At 71.8% G+C, this 21,619-nt stretch carries 18 protein-coding genes; 12 read left to right on the plus strand and 6 right to left on the minus strand.

Features of this window, described 5'->3' with window-relative positions; translation table 11 throughout:
- Nucleotides 1–289 precede the first annotated feature (289 nt).
- Entirely contained in the window at nt 290–1,306 is a 1,017-nt protein-coding gene (locus tag ACFT32_RS26420) for an aspartate-semialdehyde dehydrogenase (RefSeq protein WP_382493856.1), read from the plus strand.
- Here the strand turns inward: ACFT32_RS26420 and ACFT32_RS26425 are convergent.
- On the minus strand, nt 1,303–1,785 hold the full coding sequence (locus ACFT32_RS26425) for a DUF1203 domain-containing protein (RefSeq protein WP_382493859.1): 483 nt from the start codon (nt 1,783–1,785) through the stop codon (nt 1,303–1,305). The genes ACFT32_RS26420 and ACFT32_RS26425 overlap by 4 nt on opposite strands.
- A gap of 251 nt (nt 1,786–2,036) precedes the next feature.
- On the opposite strand from ACFT32_RS26425, the gene pepN reads away from it, so the two are divergent.
- Entirely contained in the window at nt 2,037–4,613 is a 2,577-nt protein-coding gene (gene pepN, locus ACFT32_RS26430) for an aminopeptidase N (protein ID WP_382493861.1), read from the plus strand.
- A gap of 88 nt (nt 4,614–4,701) precedes the next feature.
- On the opposite strand, the gene ACFT32_RS26435 is transcribed toward pepN, so the two are convergent.
- Nucleotides 4,702–5,646 carry an EamA family transporter gene (locus ACFT32_RS26435; protein ID WP_382493864.1) on the minus strand — a complete coding sequence of 315 codons (945 nt, stop codon included), beginning with the start codon at nt 5,644–5,646 and terminating at the stop codon, nt 4,702–4,704.
- A 106-nt stretch (nt 5,647–5,752) separates the two neighbouring features.
- Here ACFT32_RS26435 and ACFT32_RS26440 point away from each other — a divergent pair, with 106 nt between their 5' ends.
- Nucleotides 5,753–6,274 carry a MarR family winged helix-turn-helix transcriptional regulator gene (locus tag ACFT32_RS26440; RefSeq protein ID WP_382493867.1) on the plus strand — a complete coding sequence of 174 codons (522 nt, stop codon included), beginning with the start codon at nt 5,753–5,755 and terminating at the stop codon, nt 6,272–6,274.
- A 23-nt stretch (nt 6,275–6,297) separates the two neighbouring features.
- Here the strand turns inward: ACFT32_RS26440 and ACFT32_RS26445 are convergent, their stop codons facing one another.
- The 3 genes from ACFT32_RS26445 to ACFT32_RS26455 all read right to left on the minus strand — a co-directional run bounded on the left by ACFT32_RS26445 (nt 6,298) and on the right by ACFT32_RS26455 (nt 9,021).
- Complete coding sequence (locus ACFT32_RS26445; protein ID WP_382493870.1) at nt 6,298–6,585, minus strand: hypothetical protein; 288 nt, start codon at nt 6,583–6,585, stop codon at nt 6,298–6,300.
- Nucleotides 6,586–6,646: 61 nt separating this feature from the next.
- Nucleotides 6,647–8,743, minus strand: a complete 2,097-nt coding sequence (gene malQ / locus ACFT32_RS26450; RefSeq protein WP_382493873.1) for a 4-alpha-glucanotransferase — start codon at nt 8,741–8,743, stop codon at nt 6,647–6,649.
- 8 nt (nt 8,744–8,751) lie between these two features.
- Entirely contained in the window at nt 8,752–9,021 is a 270-nt protein-coding gene (locus ACFT32_RS26455) for a hypothetical protein (protein WP_382493876.1), read from the minus strand.
- A gap of 233 nt (nt 9,022–9,254) precedes the next feature.
- Between ACFT32_RS26455 and ACFT32_RS26460 the strand changes: the two genes are divergently transcribed.
- From ACFT32_RS26460 to ACFT32_RS26475, 4 genes are all read left to right on the plus strand, one after another.
- Nucleotides 9,255–12,101 (plus strand): beta-N-acetylglucosaminidase domain-containing protein, encoded by a 2,847-nt coding sequence (locus ACFT32_RS26460; protein ID WP_382493879.1) that lies wholly within the window; start codon nt 9,255–9,257, stop codon nt 12,099–12,101.
- Nucleotides 12,102–12,191: 90 nt separating this feature from the next.
- Nucleotides 12,192–12,725: a PadR family transcriptional regulator gene (locus tag ACFT32_RS26465; RefSeq protein ID WP_382493882.1), complete on the plus strand. Its 534-nt coding sequence runs from the start codon at nt 12,192–12,194 to the stop codon at nt 12,723–12,725.
- Nucleotides 12,722–13,408: an ABC transporter ATP-binding protein gene (locus tag ACFT32_RS26470; protein WP_382493885.1), complete on the plus strand. Its 687-nt coding sequence runs from the start codon at nt 12,722–12,724 to the stop codon at nt 13,406–13,408. The genes ACFT32_RS26465 and ACFT32_RS26470 overlap by 4 nt, the downstream gene beginning before the upstream one ends.
- Entirely contained in the window at nt 13,405–14,787 is a 1,383-nt protein-coding gene (locus ACFT32_RS26475; protein WP_382493888.1) for an FtsX-like permease family protein, read from the plus strand. Before ACFT32_RS26470 ends, ACFT32_RS26475 begins: the two co-directional genes overlap by 4 nt.
- A gap of 134 nt (nt 14,788–14,921) precedes the next feature.
- On the opposite strand, the gene ACFT32_RS26480 is transcribed toward ACFT32_RS26475, so the two are convergent.
- Complete coding sequence (locus ACFT32_RS26480) at nt 14,922–15,458, minus strand: HNH endonuclease (RefSeq protein WP_382493890.1); 537 nt, start codon at nt 15,456–15,458, stop codon at nt 14,922–14,924.
- A gap of 328 nt (nt 15,459–15,786) precedes the next feature.
- Here ACFT32_RS26480 and ACFT32_RS26485 point away from each other — a divergent pair, with 328 nt between their 5' ends.
- The 5 genes from ACFT32_RS26485 (at nt 15,787) to ACFT32_RS26505 (ending at nt 21,614) form a co-directional block, all read left to right on the plus strand.
- Complete coding sequence (locus ACFT32_RS26485; RefSeq protein ID WP_382494655.1) at nt 15,787–16,890, plus strand: mechanosensitive ion channel family protein; 1,104 nt, start codon at nt 15,787–15,789, stop codon at nt 16,888–16,890.
- Nucleotides 16,891–17,134: 244 nt separating this feature from the next.
- On the plus strand, nt 17,135–18,346 hold the full coding sequence (locus ACFT32_RS26490) for an ROK family protein (protein WP_382493893.1): 1,212 nt from the start codon (nt 17,135–17,137) through the stop codon (nt 18,344–18,346).
- Nucleotides 18,347–18,409: 63 nt separating this feature from the next.
- Nucleotides 18,410–19,747: an ABC transporter substrate-binding protein gene (locus tag ACFT32_RS26495; RefSeq protein WP_382493896.1), complete on the plus strand. Its 1,338-nt coding sequence runs from the start codon at nt 18,410–18,412 to the stop codon at nt 19,745–19,747.
- A 29-nt stretch (nt 19,748–19,776) separates the two neighbouring features.
- Entirely contained in the window at nt 19,777–20,721 is a 945-nt protein-coding gene (locus tag ACFT32_RS26500; protein ID WP_382493899.1) for a carbohydrate ABC transporter permease, read from the plus strand.
- A complete protein-coding gene (locus ACFT32_RS26505; RefSeq protein WP_382493901.1) occupies nt 20,718–21,614 on the plus strand; it encodes a carbohydrate ABC transporter permease in 897 nt (298 codons plus the stop codon). Before ACFT32_RS26500 ends, ACFT32_RS26505 begins: the two co-directional genes overlap by 4 nt.
- Nucleotides 21,615–21,619: the final 5 nt, after the last annotated feature.

The following is a 21,619-nucleotide window of genomic DNA, read 5'->3' on the forward strand; positions in this document are numbered from 1 at the left end:
GTCGTCCTCCGAAGGATTTCCGGAAGGACCACAGAGGTATACGTCACACTCCCGTGTGGCGGAGTGAGGGAGGGGCAGGTGAGCTTGCGGCGCACGACCCCTGTCGAGCGAATTTCTCCAGCTCAGAGCGGCTGGCACCGTAGGTCCGCAACCAAAGAGTGGGACACGTCGTCCCACTCACCGGACGGCCCGGGGAAAGAAGTGGACAGGTGGGCCGTGGTCGGCCGCATGATGGAAAAGCCTCGGCCAAGCAACGAGCATGTGAAGAGACGCACGAGAGGGAGTCACCGTGAGGGTCGGAATCGTCGGAGCCACCGGACAGGTGGGCACGGTCATGCGCAGGATCCTCAAGGAGCGGAACTTCCCGGTCACCGAGCTGCGCCTGTTCGCCTCGGCCCGTTCGGCGGGCTCTGAGCTGGACGGCGTGACGGTGGAGGACGCGGCGACCGCCGACTACACCGGCCTGGACATCGTGCTGTTCTCCGCGGGCGGTGCCACGTCCAAGGCGCTGGCCGAAAAGGTCGCCTCCCAGGGCGCCGTCGTGATCGACAACTCCTCCGCGTGGCGCAAGCACCCGGAGGTGCCCCTGGTCGTCTCCGAGGTGAACCCGCACGCGATCAAGGACCGCCCCAAGGGCATCATCGCCAACCCGAACTGCACGACGATGGCCGCGATGCCGGTCCTGCGTCCGCTGCACGCCGAGGCGGGCCTGGAAGCCCTGGTCGTCGCCACGTACCAGGCGGTCTCCGGCTCCGGTCTCGCGGGCGTGGCCGAGCTGCACGGCCAGACGCAGAAGGTCGTCGCCGACGCCGACAAGCTCACCCACGACGGCGAAGCGGTCGACTTCCCCGAGCCGGGCGTCTACAAGCGCCCCATCGCCTTCAACGTGCTGCCGCTCGCGGGCAACATCGTCGACGACGGCCTGAACGAGACCGACGAGGAGCAGAAGCTCCGCAACGAGTCCCGCAAGATCCTGGAGATCCCCGAGCTGAAGGTCTCCGGCACCTGCGTGCGCGTCCCGGTCTTCTCCGGCCACTCCCTCCAGGTCAACGCCCGCTTCGCCCGGCCGATCTCCCCCGAGCGGGCGACGGAGCTGCTGGCGGACGCCCCGGGCGTCGTCGTCACCGACATCCCCACCCCCCTCCAGGCCGCCGGCCAGGACCCCTCCTACGTCGGCCGCATCCGCCGCGACGAGACGGTGGACAACGGCCTGGCCCTCTTCCTCTCCAACGACAACCTCCGCAAGGGCGCGGCCCTGAACGCGATCCAGATCGCGGAGCTGGTGGCGGCGGAGCTGAAGGGCTAGTCCCTGCGCACCTCGTAGTAGAAGCAGCCGTACTCGACGGCCCGGACGTGGACGAGCGCCACGGCCGGGTCGTCGAATGCTTCCGTGACGGCCTCCTCGAAGGCGGCAGGGTCCCCGACGACCAGCCGCCCGCCCAGGATGCGGCCCTCGGCGGAGTAGCGGCGCACCGTGCGGTGGCTGTTGGTGAAGGGCAGGGCGCCGGCGTCCGGCCCCGAGCACTCCTCTGCGTGGATGAAGACCGGGCCCTGTTCGTCGTAGGCGCCCGGGTCGACGTCCCGCTCCGACGCCCAGCGGCGCAGCGGGGCGTACGAGACCAGGGCGATGCGTTCGCCCGGTCCGGCGTGGCGCAGACAGCAGCGGAGCGGTGAGCCGCCCTCCGCGGTGGTGAACGGGACGGTGGGGCGGCCCGCGTCGTCGGTTGTGCGGAGGTCCTTCAGGGCGCGCGGGGTGATGGGCAGTGCGCTGTAGGTCGTCGTCATACTCCTCAGGCTCGCTCGCGCGGGCCCGGAGCACCGGCGGATTCCGGACGTCGCCCTCCCCCGTGGCGCCCGGCTCGTACCGCCGCCGGTTTGCTGCCGCACCGGGACGGGGAGAGGGCGGCGGGACGGCAGTTCGCGCGCCCGCACCCTCGCCACTAGAGGGGTATCCCTCGAAGACGCCCCGGTCGTCGCCCGATGCGAAGCTGCCGTGGAAAGATGGCGCAACCCACCCATAACGAGGAGATGACCGCGTGCCTGGCACAAACCTGACCCGCGAAGAGGCGCAGCAGCGGGCGCAGCTGCTCGCCGTTGACTCGTACGAGATCGAACTCGATCTCTCCGGCGCGCAGCAGGGCGGCACCTACCGGTCCGTGACCACGGTGCGTTTCGATGTGACCGCCGAGAACGGTGCCGAGTCGTTCATCGACCTCGTCGCCCCGGCCGTGCATGAGGTGACCCTGAACGGGGACTCCCTCGACCCCGCCGAGGTCTTCGCGGACTCCCGGATCGCCCTGTCCGGCCTGCTCCAGGGCCGCAACATCCTCCGGGTGGTCGCCGACTGCGCGTACACCAACACCGGTGAGGGTCTGCACCGGTTCGTCGACCCGGTCGACGACCAGGCCTATCTCTACACCCAGTTCGAGGTTCCGGACGCCCGCCGGGTGTTCGCGAGCTTCGAGCAGCCGGACCTCAAGGCGACCTTCCAGTTCACCGTGAGGGCGCCGGAGGGCTGGACCGTCATCTCCAACTCGCCCACTCCGGAGCCCCAGGACAACGTCTGGGTGTTCGAGCCGACGCCGCGCATCTCGTCGTACATCACGGCGCTGATCGTCGGCCCGTACCACTCCGTGCACAGCGTGTACGAGAAGGACGGCCAGTCCGTCCCGCTCGGCATCTACTGCCGTCCCTCGCTCGCCGAGTACCTCGACTCGGACGCCATCTTCGAGGTGACCCGGCAGGGCTTCGAGTGGTTCCAGGAGAAGTTCGACTACACGTACCCGTTCAAGAAGTACGACCAGCTGTTCGTGCCGGAGTTCAACGCGGGCGCGATGGAGAACGCGGGCGCGGTGACCATCCGCGACCAGTACGTGTTCCGGTCGAAGGTGACGGACGCGGCGTACGAGGTGCGCGCGGAGACCATCCTGCACGAGCTGGCCCACATGTGGTTCGGCGACCTCGTGACGATGGAGTGGTGGAACGACCTGTGGCTGAACGAGTCGTTCGCCACGTACACGTCGATCGCCTGCCAGGCCGCCCACCCCGAGTCGCGCTGGCCGCAGTCCTGGACCACGTTCGCCAACTCCATGAAGACGTGGGCGTACCGCCAGGACCAGCTGCCGTCGACGCACCCGATCATGGCCGAGATCAACGACCTGGACGACGTGCTCGTCAACTTCGACGGCATCACCTACGCGAAGGGGGCTTCCGTCCTGAAGCAGCTCGTCGCGTACGTCGGCGAGGACGAGTTCTTCCGTGGCGTGCAGGCGTACTTCAAGGCGCACGCGTTCGGCAACACGCGCCTGTCCGATCTGCTGGGCTCCCTGGAGGAGACCTCGGGGCGTGATCTGAAGGCGTGGTCGAAGGCGTGGCTGCAGACGGCCGGCATCAACGTCCTGCGTCCGCGGATCGAGACGGACGCGGAGGGTGTCGTCACGTCCTTCGCCATCAGCCAGGAGGCCCCGGCCCTGCCCGCGGGCGCGAAGGGCGAGCCGACCCTGCGGCCGCACCGGATCGCCGTCGGCCTGTACGAGCTCGACGACGCGAGCGGCAAGCTGGTCCGCGAGGAGCGCATCGAGCTGGACGTGGACGGCGAGCTGACGGCCGTGCCGCAGCTGGTGGGCAAGCGCCGCCCGGCCGTGATCCTGCTCAACGACGACGACCTGTCGTACGCGAAGGTCCGCCTGGACGAGCAGTCCCTGGCCGTCGTCACGGAACACCTCGGCGACTTCGAGTCGTCCCTGCCCCGCGCCCTGTGCTGGGCGTCGGCCTGGGACATGACCCGCGACGCCGAGCTCGCGACCCGTGACTACCTGGCCCTGGTGCTGTCCGGCATCGGCAAGGAGTCGGACATCGGCGTCGTGCAGTCGCTGCAGCGCCAGGTGAAGCTGGCCATCGACCTGTACGCCGACCCGGCCGGACGCGAGGCGCTGCTGGCCCGCTGGACCGACGCGACGCTGGCCCATCTGCGGGCGGCGGCGCCGGGCAGCGACCACCAGCTGGCGTGGGCACGCGCGTTCGCCGCGACGGCCCGGACGCCCGAGCAGCTGGACGTGCTGGACGCGCTGCTGGACGGCTCGCAGACCGTCGAGGGCCTGGTCGTCGACACGGAGCTGCGGTGGTCGTTCGTGCAGCGGCTCGCGGCGGTCGGCCGGTTCGACGAGGCGGAGATCGCGAGCGAGTACGACCGTGACCGCACGGCCGCCGGTGAACGGCACGCCGCCACGGCCCGGGCGTCCCGCCCGACCGAGGAGGCCAAGGCTGAGGCGTGGGCGTCGGTCGTCGACTCCGACAAGCTGCCGAACGCCGTGCAGGAGGCGGTCATCGGCGGTTTCGTCCAGACCGACCAGCGTGAGGTGCTCGCCCCGTACGCGGACCGGTACTTCGAGGCGGTCAAGGACATCTGGGAGTCCCGCTCCCACGAGATGGCCCAGCAGATCGCCGTCGGCCTCTACCCGACGGTCCAGGTCTCCCAGGAGACCCTGGACAAGACGGACGCCTGGCTGACCGCCGCCGCCCCGAACGCGGCCCTCAGGCGCCTGGTCTCGGAGTCCCGCGCGGGCGTGGAACGCGCCCTGCGCGCCCAGCAGGCGGACGCGGCGGCGCAGTAGGCGTCGTCAGCCGTCGTGTGGGGCGCCCGGTGGTCTGCCGGGCGCCCCTCCGCTTTTTCTCTTTCGCCGGGCGGTGAGCGGGGCGGGTCTACCGTCGCAGCGCGCCGTCCGTCACGTCCGTCGATTCTTCGCGACCGTTCTTCCCGGGGAAGCTGAACGTTCGCGGTGCCGCCTGTCCCCGACCCCCGATCTGCCCCGCGACCGTCGCCCCGAACGCCAGAGCCATGCCCACCAGCTGCACCGGCGTCAGCGCCTGCCCGAGCGCCGCCCAGCCGACGACGGCCGCGGTCAGCGGGGAGAGCGGGCCGAGGAACGTGACCTGGGTGGCGGTGAGGCGCCCGATGCCGCGGAACCACAGCCAGTACGCGACCGCCGTGTTCGCGACGGCGAGGTAGAGGTAGCCGCCGGCCGCCCGGCCGTCCAGCGCCGGGGGCGCGCCCTCGATCAGGAAGGCGAGCGGCGCGATGAGCAGGCCGCCGGCCGTCAGCTGCCAGCCGGTGAGGGCGAGCGGGCCGACACCGGCGGGGCGCCCCCACCGCTGGGTGAGGACGGTCCCGGCGGACATGGAGACGGTGGCGGCGAGGGCCGCCAGCAGGCCGAGCGCGTCCAGCGCCCCGGCCGCCCGCAGGACGACGAGGCTGACGCCGAACGCGGCCACGGCCCCGGTCAGCAGCGTGCGCACCGTCGGCCGCTGCCCGAGCAGCAGCGCCGCGAGGCCTGCCACGAACAGCGGCCCGGCCGAGCCGACGACCGCCGCCATGCCCCCGGGCAGCCGGTACGCCGAGAGGAACAGCAGCGGGAAGAAGGCGCCGATGTTCAGCGCGCCGAGCACCGCCGCCTTCCACCACCAGGCACCGCGCGGCAGCACCCGGGCGAGGGCGAGCAGCAGCAGACCGGCGGGCAGGGCGCGCATCAGTCCGGTGAACAGGGGGCGGTCGGCCGGGAGGAACTCGGTGGTGACCGCGTAGGTCGTGCCCCAGGAGACGGGGGCGAGCGCGGTGAGGGCGATGAGAGCGGGACGGGAGGAGGCCATGGGTGGCACCCTTCGGAGTAGGTCGGTAGAAAGTAGCTTAGCCCTAAGCAACTTTCCGTCAAGCTACTTTCTTGCGGGTGACCGAGAGGCGGCCGATACTCGTGCCATGAACGAACGCCCCGAGCAGCGCAGGGACCCCGTCGACGCGATCATCGACCAGTGGGGGACGGTCCGGCCCGAGCTCGACACCCGGGCGATGGAGGTCTTCGGCCGGGTCTCCCGGCTCGCCCGCGCGATGGCGGACCGCCTGGAGGACACCTACGGCCGGTTCGGGATCTCACGCGGCGAGTTCGACGTCCTGGCGACCCTGCGCCGCTCCGGCGAGCCCTACACGCTCTCACCGCGCCGGCTCTCGGAGACGCTCATGCTGACCACGGGCGGGATGACCGGCCGCCTGGACAAGCTGGAGCGGGCCGGGTTCCTGCGCCGCTCTCCCGATCCGCACGACCGGCGGGGCCTTCAGGTGACGCTCACCGAGGAGGGACTGTGCCTCATCGACGAGGCGGCCGTCGCCGGGCTGACCGTCCAGACGGAGGCCCTGTCCGGCCTCGACGAGAAACAGGCCGGCCAACTGGCCGGCCTGCTGAGGGAACTGCTGGCGGGGACGGAGGGGACAGCCGGGCGGTGACCGCCCCTCCACAACGCCCCTGATCAGGCCTTGGCGTCGGCCTCGGCCTTCGGCTTGGTGTCGATGTTGGAGCTGGTCGTGTCCTTCTGCTTGTGCGTCTTGTCGCCGATCACCACGAGGCCGTGAATGACCAGGTACAGCACGATGGGGGCCACGACGAAGAGGCCCAGCGTCTCGATGACGCTCAGGCCCGGGCCGGGGTCGTCACCGTCGTCGCGGCTGAGCGCGGAGGCGGGGGACGACATGAGCAGCATCATGAGCGTCGTACCGGCTGCCAGGGCGCCGGCGCGCAGGGCGTTCTTCTTGTCCACGGTGTCAAAAGTATCCAACGCCCCCTGGGGCCGCGCGCCCGGGGTGCCGTAAGAGTCGCCCTCAGCCGCCGGACGGGCCGGACGGCTCCCGCAACACCTCGATGAGGGCATGCAGTCGGGGCGACGCCGCCAGCTCCTCCAACGTGACCGGGCGGCCCCCCGCGTCCGCGATCGGCAGCCTCCAGTTCGGGTACTGGTCCCAGGTGCCCGGGAGGTTCTGCGGGCGGCGGTCGCCGACTCCGTCCGGGAGCCAGACGCCGACCATGCGGGCCGGGGTGCGCAGCAGGAAACGGTGGACGGCCTGGATCTCGGCCTCCTCCGACGAGGTGTCGGTGCCACCGCCGGTGCCCTGAAGCAGGCCGAGGCGGGCTAGCAGGGCCAGCCATTCGCCGGTGTCGGCGGCGGCTTCCGCGCGCTCCTCCTCCAGCGGGCGGGCGAGCAGGCCGAGGCTGTCGCGGAGTTCGACGTGCTCGCCGGTGAGACGGGCGGCCGTGGAGGGCAGATCGTGGGTGGTGGCGGTGGCCAGACAGTCGGCGCGCCAGCGGTCGGGGGGCAGGGGGTGGCCGTCGCCGTCCCAGTCGCGTTCGAACCACAGCACGGACGTGCCGAGCACCCCGCGCTCGCGCAGCGCCTCGCGGACGCCGGGTTCCACGGTGCCGAGGTCCTCGCCGATCACCGGCGCCCCGGCCCGGGAGGCCTCCAGCACGAGCACGGCGAGCATGGCCTCGGCGTCGTAGCGGACGTAGGTGCCCTCGGTGGGCGGGTGGCCCTGGGGGACCCACCACAGGCGGAACAGGCCCATGACGTGGTCGATGCGCAGCGCTCCGGCGTAGCGGAACAGGGCGCGCAGCAGCTCGCGGAAGGGGGCATAGCCGGACTCGGCGAGGCGGTCGGGGCGCCAGGGCGGCAGACCCCAGTCCTGGCCGCGCGCGTTGAAGGCGTCCGGGGGCGCGCCCACCGACATGCCGGCGGCGAAATAGTCCTGCTGTGCCCAGGCGTCGGCCCCGCCGGGGTGGACGCCGACGGCGAGGTCGTGCACGATCCCGACCGGCATCCCGGCCTCCCGGCCGGCGCGCTGCGCCGCGGTCAGCTGGGCGTCGGTGAGCCAGGCGAGCCGGGACCAGAAGTCCACCCGGTCCAGGAGGCCGTTGCGGGCGCGGACGGTGTCGGCCGAGCGGGGGTCGCGCAGACCGGTCGGCCAGCGGTGCCAGTCCGGGCCGTGTACCTCGGCGAGCGCGCACCAGGTGGCGTGGTCCTCCAGGGCCTGGCCCTGCTCGGCGAGGAAGTCACAGTAGGCGGCGCGTCTGCCGGGGCCCAGCGGCACCTCGCACAGCAGCCCGAGTGCCTCCCGCTTGAGCTCCCACACGGCGTCCCGGTCGATCAGCGCGCCCTTCTCCAGCACCGCTTCGCGCAGTCGGCCGGATCTCTCCAGCAGTGCGCGCAGCCGTTGCGGGTCCTCGACGTGGGCGGCCTCGGGGACGTCCTCGATCCGCAGGTGCACGGGGTCGGGGAAGCGGCGCGAGGAGGGGCGGTACGGGGAGGGGTCGGTGGGGGCGCCGGGCACGGCCGCGTGCAGCGGGTTGACCTGGACGAACCCGGCGCCGAGCGACCGCCCGGCCCAGCCGGCCAGTTCGGCGAGGTCACCGAGGTCGCCCATGCCCCAGGAGCGGCGGGAGAGGAGGGAGTAGAGCTGGACGAGCAGTCCGTACGAGCGTCCGGGCGGCGTGGGCAGGCGGGCCGGGGCGATGATCAGGTGGGCGTCCGCGGCGCGGCCGTCGGGTGCCGTGGCGGTCAGCCGGTGGACGCCGGGCGGGAGTTGCCCGGCCGAGGCGCGGGTCTCACCCTGCTCTGTCTCGATGCGCAGCCGGGTGCCCTCGGGGAGGGCGGCCAGGGCGGCCGGGGGGTCCGCGCCCCAGCCGACCACCGTGGGCGGCAGCAGTCGTGCGCCCTGTTCCCGCTCCCGGGCGGCGAGCGCGGCGCGGACGGCGCCGGGCGTGCTCGCGTCCACACCGAGAGCGGCCAGGGTCAGAGTGACCGCGGTGGCCGAGGCCGCCAGCGTACGGTCCGGGGACGGGCTGTAAGAGGTGGCGACGCCATGCAGATCGGCGAGGCGGGACAGGTCCTCGGAAGGCGGTTCGGCCGGCCGCGGTGCCGTCATCTGGGCCTCTAGATTCCTGAGAAGTCCGTGAGGAAGGCGGAGGGCTCGCTGGTCAGCGGGGCGGATTCGGCGAGCGGGGGCTCGCTGGTGAGGGGCTCGGCGTCGGGGAGCGGGGGCTCACTGGTGAGCGGGGGCTCGGCGCAGGTGTTCTCGGAGCTGAAGACGCAGTAGTGCGGGTCTTCGTAGCGCGGATCGTCGTAGTGGGGGTCGAGTTCGGCGGACGTGTCCGCCACGGGTTTGGACGGGGCCGGGAGCGGAAGGAAAGTCATCGCAGCCACGGGGGCCTCCTTGTAGAGCTTGTCGCGTTCAACTTTCGAAGGGTTACCGCAGCCCTACCCAGTCGACGCGATGGCAGACGTCCCAGACCGAACATCGTTATCCTGCTCACATTCCACTCCCCTCCACTCTCTCCAGAGTCCGGCAAATCGGCCACAACGGCCACTCTCGTTGACACCTTCACCGGGCGGGTGGTGGGCTCGTGGTCCCGGTCGGACGCACCTGGAGGGGGCCTGTGGGACTGCGGCGTGGAAAGCGGGCAGTGGCCCTCGCGGTCGCCGTCGTCGCCGGAAGCCTCGGCGCCCCGCCCGTCGCGGTGGCGGATCCGCCCGCCCCCCGCCCGAGCGCGACACCGGCCCCCGACACGGCCGGACCCGGCCTCTCCGTCTGGCCGCGCCCCCAGTCGCTGCGCGCGAACGGCGCCCCGGTCCCGGTCACCGGCGAGGTCGCGCTGCTCACGGACCCCTCGGCGGATCCCCACGCCGTCGACGCCCTGCGCGCGCTGCTGCGGCAGGCCGGTGCCCGCCGCGTCACAGACTCCGCCCGGCCCGGTGCCCTGGTCGTGCGGGCGGGGAGCGAGCCGGCCCGCCGCGGCGACCGCCGCGCCCTCCCCTCCGGGGGGTACGAGCTGGCCGTCGGCCGGGGCGGCGTCTCCCTCACCGGAACCGGCGAGGACGGGCTGTTCCACGCCGTGCAGACGCTGCGGCAACTGCTGCGTCCCGACGGCACGATCGCGGCGGCCGTCGTACGCGACTGGCCCGGCACCGCCGTACGCGGCATCACCGAGGGCTTCTACGGCACCGCGTGGACGCACCGGCAGCGGATGGCGCAGCTCGGCTTTATGGGGCGCACCAAGCAGAACCGTTACCTGTACGCCCCGGGCGACGACCTCTACCGGCAGGCGCGCTGGCGTGAGCCGTACCCGGCGAAGCAGCGGGCCGAGTTCCGGGAGCTGGCCGAGCGGGCCCGCGGCAACCACGTGAAGCTCGGCTGGGCGGTGGCCCCGGGTCAGGCGATGTGCTTCGCGTCGGACGCCGATGTGCGGGCGCTGACGCGCAAGCTCGACGCGATGTGGGCGCTGGGCTTCCGGGCCTTCCAGCTCCAGTTCCAGGACGTCAGCTACAGCGAGTGGCACTGCGACGCGGACGCCGACCGGTTCGGCTCCGGCCCGCGGGCGGCGGCCGAGGCGCAGTCCCGGGTGGCGAACGCGGTGGCCCGGCACCTGGCGGAACGGCACCCCGGCGCCGCCGGTCTGTCGCTGATGCCGACCGAGTACTACGAGGACGGCACGACCGACTACCGGCGGGCGCTGGCGGGCGAGCTGGACAAGGGTGTCGAGGTGGCGTGGACGGGCGTCGGGGTGGTGCCCCGCACCATCACGGGCGGGGAACTGGCCGACGCGCGGGATGCGCTCGGGCACCCGCTGGTCACGATGGACAACTACCCGGTCAACGACTACGACCCGGGCCGTATCTTCCTCGGCCCCTACCAGGGCCGTGAGCCCGCCGTCGCGACCGGCTCCGCCGCCCTGCTCGCCAACGCGATGCAGCAGCCGGAGGCGTCCCGCATCCCGCTGTTCACCGCCGCCGACTACGCGTGGAACCCGCGTGCCTACAGCCCCGGGGAGTCCTGGCGGGCCGCGATCGCCGACCTGGCGGGCGGGGACCGGCGCCGTGAGCAGGCCCTGGCGGCGCTGGCCGGGAACGACGCGTCGTCGGTGCTGGACGACGAGGAGTCGGCGTATCTGCGCCCGCTGGCCGAGGCGTACTGGCGTGACCCCGCGTCGGGCGGCGACGCCGCGCGGCGGCTGCGCGAGGCCTTCACCGTGCTGCGCGAGCTGCCCCGGCGGCTGTCGGACACCGCCCTCGCCTCCGAGGTCGCCCCCTGGTCGGAGCAGCTGGCCGGCTACGGCGAGGCGGGCACGGCCGCGCTCGACATGCTGGACGCGCAGCGCGCCGGGGACACGGCGGCGGCCTGGACGGCGTACCGCAGGCTGGGCACCCTGCGGGCCGGGCTGGAGTCGGCGCGGGCCGAGGTCGGCACGGACGTCCTGGACCCCTTCCTTCAGCGGGCGCAGAAGGCGTACGCGTCCTGGGCGGGCATCGACCACGAGCCGCCCCGCAACCCCGGCGGCCCCTCGGACGACCGCACCCTGCGCCTCCCCCGCCCCCGCCCGCTGACCGCCGTGACGGTCCTCACCGACCCCGGCACCGAGGGCGCGGTCGAGGCACACGTCCCCGGCCGGGGCTGGCGGCCGGTCGGGCGGCTGTCGGGGTCGGGCGCGACCGAGGTGCGGGTCGACTCGCCGGTGGACGCCGTGCGGGTCGCCGGGCCCGCTCCGGCCCGGGTGCGCCATCTCGTCCCCTGGTTCGACGACTCCCCCGCGGCCTCCCTGGAGCTGGAGCGCGACGAGGTGGACGCCGAGACCGGCCGGGCCCTGCGGCTGACGGCGGGGCTGGGATCGCTGCGGCCCGCCGACGCCCGCGGCAGGCTCACCGTCGAGGCGCCCGAGGGCGTACGGGTCCGGGTGCCGAAGGACGAACTGACCGTGGAGCGCGGCACGCGGGTGGAGGTCCCCGTCGAGGTGACCGTCGAGCGCGGCACGCCGATGCGGTCGTACGACATCCGGCTGGGCTTCGCGGGAGCGACCCGCACGCTCACCGTCCGCGCCGTCCCGCCCACCGGCGGCCCCGACCTGGCCCGCACCGGCACGGCGCGTTCCTCGGGCGACGAGACGCCCGACTTCCCGGCGTCGGCGGCGAACGACGGCGACCCGCAGACGCGCTGGTCGTCCCCGGTCGACGACGGCGCCTGGTGGCAGGTCGAGCTCCCCCGCCCGGCGCGCCTCGGGCAGGTCGTGCTGCGCTGGCAGGACGCCCACCCGTCGGCGTACCGCGTCCAGGTGTCGGCGGACGGCCGCCGGTGGCGCACGGCGGCGACGGTACGGGACGGCCGGGGCGGCCGGGAGAGCGTCCGCGTGGACGAGCGGGACGTGCGTTTCGTGCGGGTGCAGGGCGACAAGCGCGCCACGCGGTTCGGGTATTCGCTGTGGTCGGCGGAGGCGTACGCCATCACGGAGTGATCCCCCGGGGGAACTCTCAGACCCCCGCTTCGGAACCGGATCACCGATAACTATTCACTCAGTACATGTACTCAGTACATAATGATCCGCATGAGCACCCGCCACATCCTGCTGGGCCTGCTCGCCTCGGGTCCGAGCCACGGCTACGACCTCAAGCGACGCCACGACGACCGCTTCCCCCAGGCCCGCCCGCTGGCCTACGGGCAGGTCTACACGACCCTCCAGCGCCTCGTCCGGGACGGCCTCGCCGAGGTCGAGGGGACCGACTCGGACGGCGGCCCGGAGCGGACGATGTACCGCGCGACCGAGGACGGTACGCGTGAACTGGCCCGCTGGGCCGGGGAGATCGCACCGCCCGCTCCCTTCGTCGCGAACGAGATCTTCGCCAAGGTCGTCGTCGCGATCCTCTCGGGCGGTGACCCGGCCGGGTATCTGAGCGCGCAGCGCGCCGCCCACATGGAGCGGATGCGGGAGCTCACGGCGCTCAAGGCCGCCCAGGGCGCCGACCTGGCGACCGTGCTCTCGGCGGACTACGCCGTCAACCACCTCGACGCCGACCTCCGCTGGATGACCACCACGGCGGCCCGGCTCACCACCCTGACCGCGGAGGTCGACGCAGCATGAGCAGACCCGTGCCTCTTCTCTCGGCCCGTGGCCTCACCAAGGCGCACGGCAGGACACCCGCCCTGCGCGACGCGTCGGTCGAACTGCGCCCCGGCGAGATCCTCGCCGTGACCGGCGCGAGCGGCAGCGGGAAGTCGACGCTGCTGCACTGCCTCGCCGGGATCGTCCGGCCGGACGAGGGCTCGGTGACGTACGACGGCCGGCGTCTCGAGGACCTGCCCGAGAAGCGGCTGAGCGAGCTGCGCCGCACCGAGTTCGGCGTGGTGTTCCAGTTCGGGCAGCTCATCCCCGAGCTGACGGCCCTGGACAACGTCGCCCTGCCGCTGCTGCTGGCCGGCACCGACCGCGCCCGGGCACGGGCCCGGGCCGGTGAGTGGCTGGAGCGGTTCGGGGTGCGCGGTCAGCAGGAGTTGCGGCCGGGCGAGCTGAGCGGCGGCCAGGCCCAGCGGGCCGCGCTGGCCCGAGCCCTGGTCACCGGCCCGAAGGTGGTCTTCGCCGACGAACCGACGGGCGCGCTGGATTCCCTCGCGGGCGAGCAGGTCATGACGGCCCTGGTGCACACGGCCCGCGAGTCGGGCACCGCGGTCCTGCTGATCACCCACGACGCCCAGGTGGCGGCGTACGCGGACCGGGAGGTGCAGCTGCGGGACGGCAGCGTGGCGACGACGGGGGTGACGGCATGAACGCCCCGCACTCGCCCCGCTCCCTGCGCTCCCTGCGGGCCGATCTGCGCATCGCCTGGGAACTCACCCGTGGTTCCGACCGCGGGGAGTGGTGGCGGGTCACCCTGACGGCGACGGGCGCGGCGCTCGCGACGGGCTTCGCCCTCACCGCCGTCGCCCTGGCCTCCCTGCGCGGCTCCTACGACGTGCCGTACGCCGCCGGCCTGCTGGACGAGCCCGGCACCCGGTCCGGTGTGATCGTCAGCCTGCTGCTCCTGCTCGTGCCGGTGCTCGGGTTCCTCGGGCAGTGCGCCCGGATCGGGGCGGTGCACCGCGACCGGCGGCTGGCCGGGCTGCGGCTGGCCGGGGCGACGCCCTGGCAGGTGCGGCGGATCGCCGCACTGGAGACCGGGCTGGCCTGTCTGCTGGGCTCGGCGGTCGCCACCGTCTTCTCAGTGCTGCTCCTGCTGCGCCTGTGGGACCGGCCGACCGCCCTGGCCTGGGCGGGGATCGCCCTGGTCGCCGTCGCCGTACCACTGCTGGGCGCGACGGCGGGCGCGCTGGCGCTGCGCCGGCTGGTCGCCTCGCCGCTCGGCTGGGTGCGCCGGGTCGGACCGCGCTCCGGACGGGGGCCGGGGCTGCTGTTCCTGGGCGGCGTCCTGCTCGTCGCGGCACTCGCGCTGCTGGCCGTGACCACCACCGCCACGCCCGCCGCCAACCGGCCGAACGGCGGACCGCCGCTGATGATGGCGGGCGCGGTCCTCGCGGTCGGCGCGGGCGCCGTGTGGCTCTCCGGGGCGGCCGCGAAGGCGACCGGGCGGCTCCTCGCGGTCCGGGCCGGGTCGGCGGCGACGCTGATCGCCGCCGAACGGCTGCGCGACGACCCCTGGTCGGCCGCCCGCACCCATGCCGCGGTGCTGCTGGTGACGGTCGTCGGGACCGGCTTCATGGGCATCCGGCAGGTGCTCGGGGACGTGGTGCGCACCGAGAAGCACCTCGCCGAGCCCGCGTCCTACTACACCACCGGCCTCGACCTCACCGGCGCCGCGATCGCGGTCGCCTTCGCGATCACCCTGTCCGGCCTCGCCGTGGGCACCGCCGAGTCCCTGGCCACCCGCCGCCGCGGCCTGGCCGCACAGGCCGCCGCCGGAGTGCCCCGCACGGTACTGGGCCGGGCCCTGCTGCTGGAGACCGCGCTGCCGCTGGCCCCCGCGGTGCTGCTCGCCGGGCTGGGCGGCCTGGCCATCGGCACCTGGTACGCCCTGCTCTCCGGCCGGCCGGTGCCCTGGGCGATCGCCCTGGTGCCTCTCGCCGTCTACGCCGCCTGTCTGCTGGCCTCGGCCACCTCACTGCCGCTGCTGCGCCGCACGGTGCGCCCGGGGGAGCTGCGGTACGCGTAGGGGCGGCTGCGGTACGCGTAAGGGGCGGCCGCGGTACGCGTAAGGGCGCACCGCATGACAGGCCGGCCCGGGGGAACGGGGGTTCCCCGGGCCGGCCGGTGCCGCACGCGGCAATACGAAGGCCCGGATCGTCGTCAGGCGGGAATGCCGTCGATCCGGGCCATGGCGTCGTCCGCGCCGTACGGCTGCAAGTACGGCAGCCAGCGCGGATCCCTGTGACCGGTCCCGATGATGCGCCAGGCGAGGCCGGAGGGCGGGGCGGGTTTGTGGCGCAACCGCCAGCCGATCTCGATGAGATGTCGGTCGGCCTTCACGTGGTTGCAGCGGCGGCAGGACGCCACCACGTTGTCCCAGACGTGTTTGCCCCCGCGGCTGCGCGGGATGACGTGGTCGACGCTGGTTGCGACGCCACCGCAGTACATGCACCGGCCCCCGTCGCGGGCGAACAGTGCCCGGCGGGTCAGTGGAACGGGCCCCCGATAGGGAACCCGGACGAATCGCTTGAGCCGGACCACGCTGGGTGCGGGGACTGTGACGGTCGCGCTGTGCAGAAAGGCGCCGGACTCCTCGAGGCATACGGCCTTGTTCTCGAGGACGAGGACGAGCGCGCGGCGGAGCGGTACGACACCTAGCGGCTCGTACGACGCGTTGAGGACCAGGACATGCGGCACGGGTGCCTCCTTGGACGCCGGCGGCGCGTGGCTCGCGCCGGGACGATTCGTAGTCAGTCTCTCCTCATGCCTGGTGGAAGCGCCACCATGTCCCGGTAACGGGCTGGGAGTGTTTTCGACCACATCTGATTCATCCCCCAGATCATGGCCTGTTCAAGCCCAGGTGAGCACGGTCTCTCCTTCACACATTCCGAGGGAACACACACAATGCCCCGTTAGTGTGGTGGTTCTGCCCCTTCGGTGACCCAGTCGTGACCTTGACTCTCCGTAGACCCCCGAACCACCCCACCGGGGCAGACCGCTGCACCTGGAGGTACCCGCCGTGTCCATGTCCCCCGCGGACGCCGTTCTGATGGCCGCCGACCCTACGCCGTCGCCTACCCCCTCGGATTCACAGAGCCCGAGAGTGCCCTCGCTGCAGGACGCCCACGAGAGCGCGACGAACGCCGCCGGCTGGATCGAGCAGAACTGGTCGACATGGCTCGCGATCGGCCTGCGGGTGCTGCTCATCGTGGTCATAGCGGTGGTGCTGAGGGTCTTCGTCCGACGGGCGATCACCAAGCTGATAGAGCGCATGAACCGGAACGTCCCGTCCCTGGACGGCGGCGCGATCGGTGGACTGCTGGTCAACGTCGAACGCCGCCGCCAGCGCTCGCAGGCCATCGGCTCGGTGCTGCGCTCGGTGGCGTCGTTCCTGATCATCGGCACGGCCGCGCTGATGGTTCTGGGCACCTTCCAGATCAACCTCGCCCCGCTGCTGGCCTCGGCCGGTGTCGCCGGTGTGGCGATCGGTTTCGGCGCCCGCAACCTGGTCACGGACTTCCTGTCCGGCGTCTTCATGATCCTGGAGGACCAGTACGGCGTCGGCGACACCATCGACGCGGGCGTCGCCTCCGGCGAGGTGATCGAGGTGGGCCTGCGCGTGACCAAGCTGCGCGGCGACGGCGGCGAGATCTGGTACGTCCGCAACGGCGAGGTCAAGCGCATCGGCAACCTCTCGCAGGGCTGGGCCACGGCCAACGTGGACGTCACGGTCCACTCCGGTGAGGACCTGGACAAGGTCAAGGCCACGCTCGACGAGGTCGCCGAGAAGATGGGCGCCGAGGAGCCCTGGAACGAGCTGCTGTGGGGCCCGATCGAGGTCCTCGGCCTGGACAGCGTCCTGCTGGACTCCATGGTGGTGCGCGTCTCGGCCAAGACGATGCCCGGCAAGTCCCTGACCGTGGAGCGCGAGCTGCGCTGGCGCATCAAGCGGGCCTTCGACGCGGCGGGCATCCGGATCGTCGGTGGCGCCACGGCCGCGGCGGAGGAGCAGCTCGTCGACCCGACGGCGGGGATGGCGGCTCCCTCGGTGTACGCGAACGCCACGTCTCCGCAGTCGGCGGCGGCGTCCCCGCTCGCGCCCGCGGCGCCGACGAGCACCACGAAGTAGCGGCTTCCCGGAAGGGCGGCACCCGGCTCGGCCGGGTGCCGCCCTTTCTTCATGCCCTCTTGCTTCTCATGCCCTCTTGTTTCTCATGCCCTCTTGACTCCCGAAGGTGCCGGGTCTAGCTTCCTCTCCACCGATAGGAAACTTTCCTAACAGTGGGCGCCAGGCCTCGATGGACTCCACCTCGATGGACTTCCCCGCCTGATCATTGAGAAGCTGAGCAGCCGAAGGGCAGGTGTGGACACGCATGGCAGGAACCACCGGTACGCCGGGCACCCCACGCGTCCTGCGCGCCATGAACGACCGGGCCGCCCTCGACCTGCTGCTGGAACACGGACAGCTGTCCCGTACGCGGATCGGCAAGCTCACCGGCCTGTCCAAGCCGACCGCCTCCCAGCTCCTGGCCCGCCTGGAGGCGGCGGGCCTCGTCCTGGCCACCGGCACCACCGAAGGCCGGCCGGGCCCGAACGCCCAGCTCTACGAGGTCAACCCGGCCGCCGGATACGCCGCCGGGCTCGACGTCACCCCGCAGCGGATACTCGCCGCGGTCTCCGACATCACCGGCCGCACGGTCGGCCGGCACGAGGTGCCCACCCCCGGCAGGCGCACCGGCACCCCGGTCGTTCAGCAGGTCACCGACGCCCTGGACGGCGCGGTGAAGGCGGCGGGTCTCGCCCGGTCCGACATCCACCGCCTGGTGATCGGCACCCCCGGCGCCTTCGACCCCACCACGGGCCGTCTGCGCTACGCCTCCCACCTCCCCGGCTGGCACTCCCCCACCCTCCTGGACGAGCTCGCCGCCGCCCTGCCGATGCCGTTCGAGTACGAGAACGACGTGAACCTGGTCGCGCTCGCCGAACAGCGGCTCGGCGCGGCCCGGGGCCACGCGGACTTCGTGCTGCTGTGGAACCAGGAGGGCCTGGGCGCCGCCCTGGTCCTCGGCGGCCGGCTGCACCGCGGCTGGAGCGGCGGCGCCGGCGAGGTCGGCTTCCTGCCGGTGCCGGGCACCCCCCTGGTCCGCCAGGTCACCAAAGCCAACAGCGGCGGCTACCAGGAGCTGGCCGGCTCCCAGGCCGTCCCCAGGCTGGCCCGTGAACTCGGCATCGACGACGTCCCGCAGGGGCCGTACGCCGAGGCCGCGGCGGAACTGGTGGCCCGGGCGGCGGAGGCCGAGGACGAACCCCACCGCCGTCTCCTCCAGACCTACGCGACCCGGCTGGCCACCGGTCTGGCCTCCCTCGTCTCGGTCCTCGACCCCGAGCTCGTCGTGCTGAGCGGCGCGTCCCTCACCTCGGGCGGCGAGACCCTGCGCGCCCTCGTCCAGGCCGAACTGGAAGAACTGGCCGCGTCACGCCCCCGCCTGGTCGTGGGCGACGTCCGTGAACATCCCGTGCTGCGCGGCGCGCTGGAGAGCGCGCTCGCGACGACGCGCGACGAGGTCTTCGACACCTCCCGCTGACCCCACCCCCCTCCCCGCTTTTCCCTCCTTCCCCTCTTCCCCCGTGCCACAGGGAGCTCCGCCATGCCCGGAATATCCAGAAAAGCAGCCATCGCGCTCGCCGCCTCCGCCTCCCTCGCCCTCCTCACCACCGCGTGCACCGGCCAGTCGGACGCCGGCGCGAGCGACGACGCCTCGCAGGAGACGACCATCAACTTCTGGCACGCCTGGAGCGCGCCGGGCGAGGTGAAGGCCGTCCAGTCCCTGGTCGACGGCTTCGAGAAGGCGCACCCCAACATCCACGTCAACGTCGTCGGCAACATGACCGACGACAAGATGAACCAGGCCCTGCGCACCGGCGGCGCCAAGGCCCCGGACGTGATCTCGTCCTTCACCACGAACAGCGTCGGAAAGTTCTGCTCCTCCGGCGCCCTGGTGGACCTGAACCCGTTCTTCGAGAAGTCCGGTGTCGACCCGGAGAAGACCTTCCCGAAGGCGATGAACGAGTACACCCAGTTCGACGGAAACCGCTGCGCGGTCCCCCTCCTCGGCGACGCGTACGGCCTCTACTACAACAAGACGGCGTTCGAGAAGGCCGGCATCACCAGCCCTCCGAAGACCTGGTCCGAGTTCGAGCGGGTCGCCAAGAAGCTGACGATCCCCCAGGGCGACACCTACAAGCAGCTCGGCTTCATGCCGAACTACCACGGCTGGGAGACCACCACCGAGCACTACCTCGGCCAGTTCTCCCCCACGTACTTCGACAAGGAAGGCAAGTCGAACGTCGGCAAGGACCCTGCTTTCGAGGCCGCGTTCACGGTGCAGAAGAAGCTGGTCGACGAACTCGGCGGCTATCGCAAGCTGGAGACCTACCGCTCCAAGCTCGGCGACGAGTGGGGCCCCAAGCACCCCTTCCACACCGGCCAGGTCGCCATGCAGCTCGACGGCGAGTGGCGCCTGGGCATGGCCCTGGACACCAAGCCGAAGTTCGACATCGGCGTGGCCCCGCTGCCCGTCCCCGACGACCAGGCCGACCAGTACGGCAAGGGCTACATCACCGGCACCATCGCCGGTATCGCGGCGACCAGCAAGAAGCAGAACGCCGCCTGGGAGCTGGTGAAGTACATGACCACGGACACGGACGCGGTGGTGAACTTCTCCAACGCCATCCACAACGTCCCCTCGACGCTCGCGGCCCTGAAGTCCCCGAAGCTGAAGTACGACCCGCGCTTCAAGACGTTCCTGGAGATCGCCGCCGACCCGAACTCCACCACCGCCCCCGCCTCCGTCAACGGCGGCGTCTACCTCACCACGGTCCAGGAGTTCGGCTACGCCTACGAAAGCGGCAAGGCGACCGATCTCAAGGCCGGCCTGAAGAAGACGGCCGCGCAGATCGACACGGACATCGCGCAGGCGAAGTAGCCATGAGCACCATGAGCCCTGGCAGCACCATGAGCACCTCCACCTTGCGCGCGAAACACCGCCGCTCGACGCTACGCACCCTGGCCTTCCTCTCCCCCTGGCTGATCGGCTTCACGGTCTTCTTCGCCTACCCCCTGCTCTCCACCGTCTACTTCTCCTTCATGCAGTACGACGGCTTCAAGCCGCCGGCCTGGACGGGCACGAAGAACTGGACGTACGTCTTCGAGCACTACCCCCTGTTCTGGCCCGCCCTGCGCAACACCCTGTGGCTGGTCGTCATCATGGTCACGCTCCGGGTCGCCTTCGGCCTGGGCGTGGGCCTGCTGATCACCAAGATCAAGACAGGGACGGGTGTCTTCCGCACCCTCTTCTACCTGCCCTACCTGGCCCCGCCCGTGGCGGCCACCATGGCCTTCGCCTTCCTGCTCAACCCCGGCACGGGCCCCGTCAACTCCATCCTGGAGAACATCGGGCTCCCCACCCCCGGCTGGTTCAACGACCCCACCTGGTCGAAGCCGGCCCTCACCCTGCTGGCCCTGTGGGGCATCGGCGACCTGATGGTCATCTTCATGGCCGCCCTGCTCGACGTACCGAAGGAGCAGTACGAGGCGGCCGAACTGGACGGCGCGACGCCCTGGCAGCGCTTCCGCTACGTCACGCTCCCGAACATCTCGCCGATCGTCATGTTCGCGGTCGTCACCGGCGTGATCCAGACGATGCAGTACTACACGCAGCCGCTGATCGCCGGAAAGGTCGCCTCGGGCGTGATCCAGGGCGCGGGAACGCAGTTCGAGCCCGGCTACCCGGACAAGTCCACGCTCACCCTCCCCCAACTCGTCTACAACCTGGGCTTCCAGCGCTTCGACTACGGCTCCGCCTGTGTGGTGGCCCTGGTGCTCTTCGCCCTCTCCATGGCCTTCACCGCACTCCTGATGCGCCGCAAGGGCGGCCTGATCAACGCAGGTGACCGATGACGCAACTACTGGACAAGCCGGTCGGGTTGAGCACGGCACCGCCCACCCCGGCGGAACGCACGGCCCACCGCAGAGCGCTCCTGGAATGGATCGCGATCCACTCCCTGGGCATCGCGGCGGCCCTCTTCTTCACCCTCCCCTTCGTCTTCGTCCTCCTCACCTCGCTCATGAGCGACAGCCAGGCGCTCAGCCGCGACCTGATCCCGCACACCTGGGAGTGGGACAACTACCGCAGGGTCTTCGACACCCCCGGCTTCCTCACCTGGTGGCGGAACACCCTCTTCTACGCGTTCCTGGGCACGGCCCTGACGGTGATCTCCTCGATCCCGGTGGCCTACGCCCTGGCCAAGTTCCGCTTCCGGAGCCGCAATCTGGCCCTGATGCTGGTCATCTCGATGATGATGCTGCCGCCGCAGGTCGTCATCATCCCGATGTACCTGTTCTGGGCGAAGCAGCTGGACCTCTCCGGCACGCTCTGGCCCTTGATCATCCCCATGGCGTTCGGCGACGCGTTCTCCATCTTCCTCCTCCGCCAGTTCCTCACCACGATCCCCGACGAGTACCTGGACGCGGCGAGGGTCGACGGCTGCGGCGACCTGCGCACCCTGCTCAAGGTCGTCCTCCCGATGGCCAGACCGGGCATCGCCGCAGTGGCGCTCTTCCAGTTCTTCTACGCGTGGAACGACTACTTCGGCCCGCAGATCTACGCCTCGGAGAACCCGGGCGCATGGACGCTCTCCTACGGCCTGGAGTCGTTCAAGGGCGCCCACCACACCGACTGGAACCTCACCATGGCCGCCACCGTTCTGGTCATGGCCCCCGTGATCCTCGTGTTCTTCTTCGCCCAGAAGGCGTTCGTAGAGGGTGTCACGCTCACCGGAGTAAAGGGTTAGACGTA

This window comes from Streptomyces sp. NPDC057002, from assembly GCF_042673825.1.
Classification (GTDB): domain Bacteria; phylum Actinomycetota; class Actinomycetes; order Streptomycetales; family Streptomycetaceae; genus Streptomyces.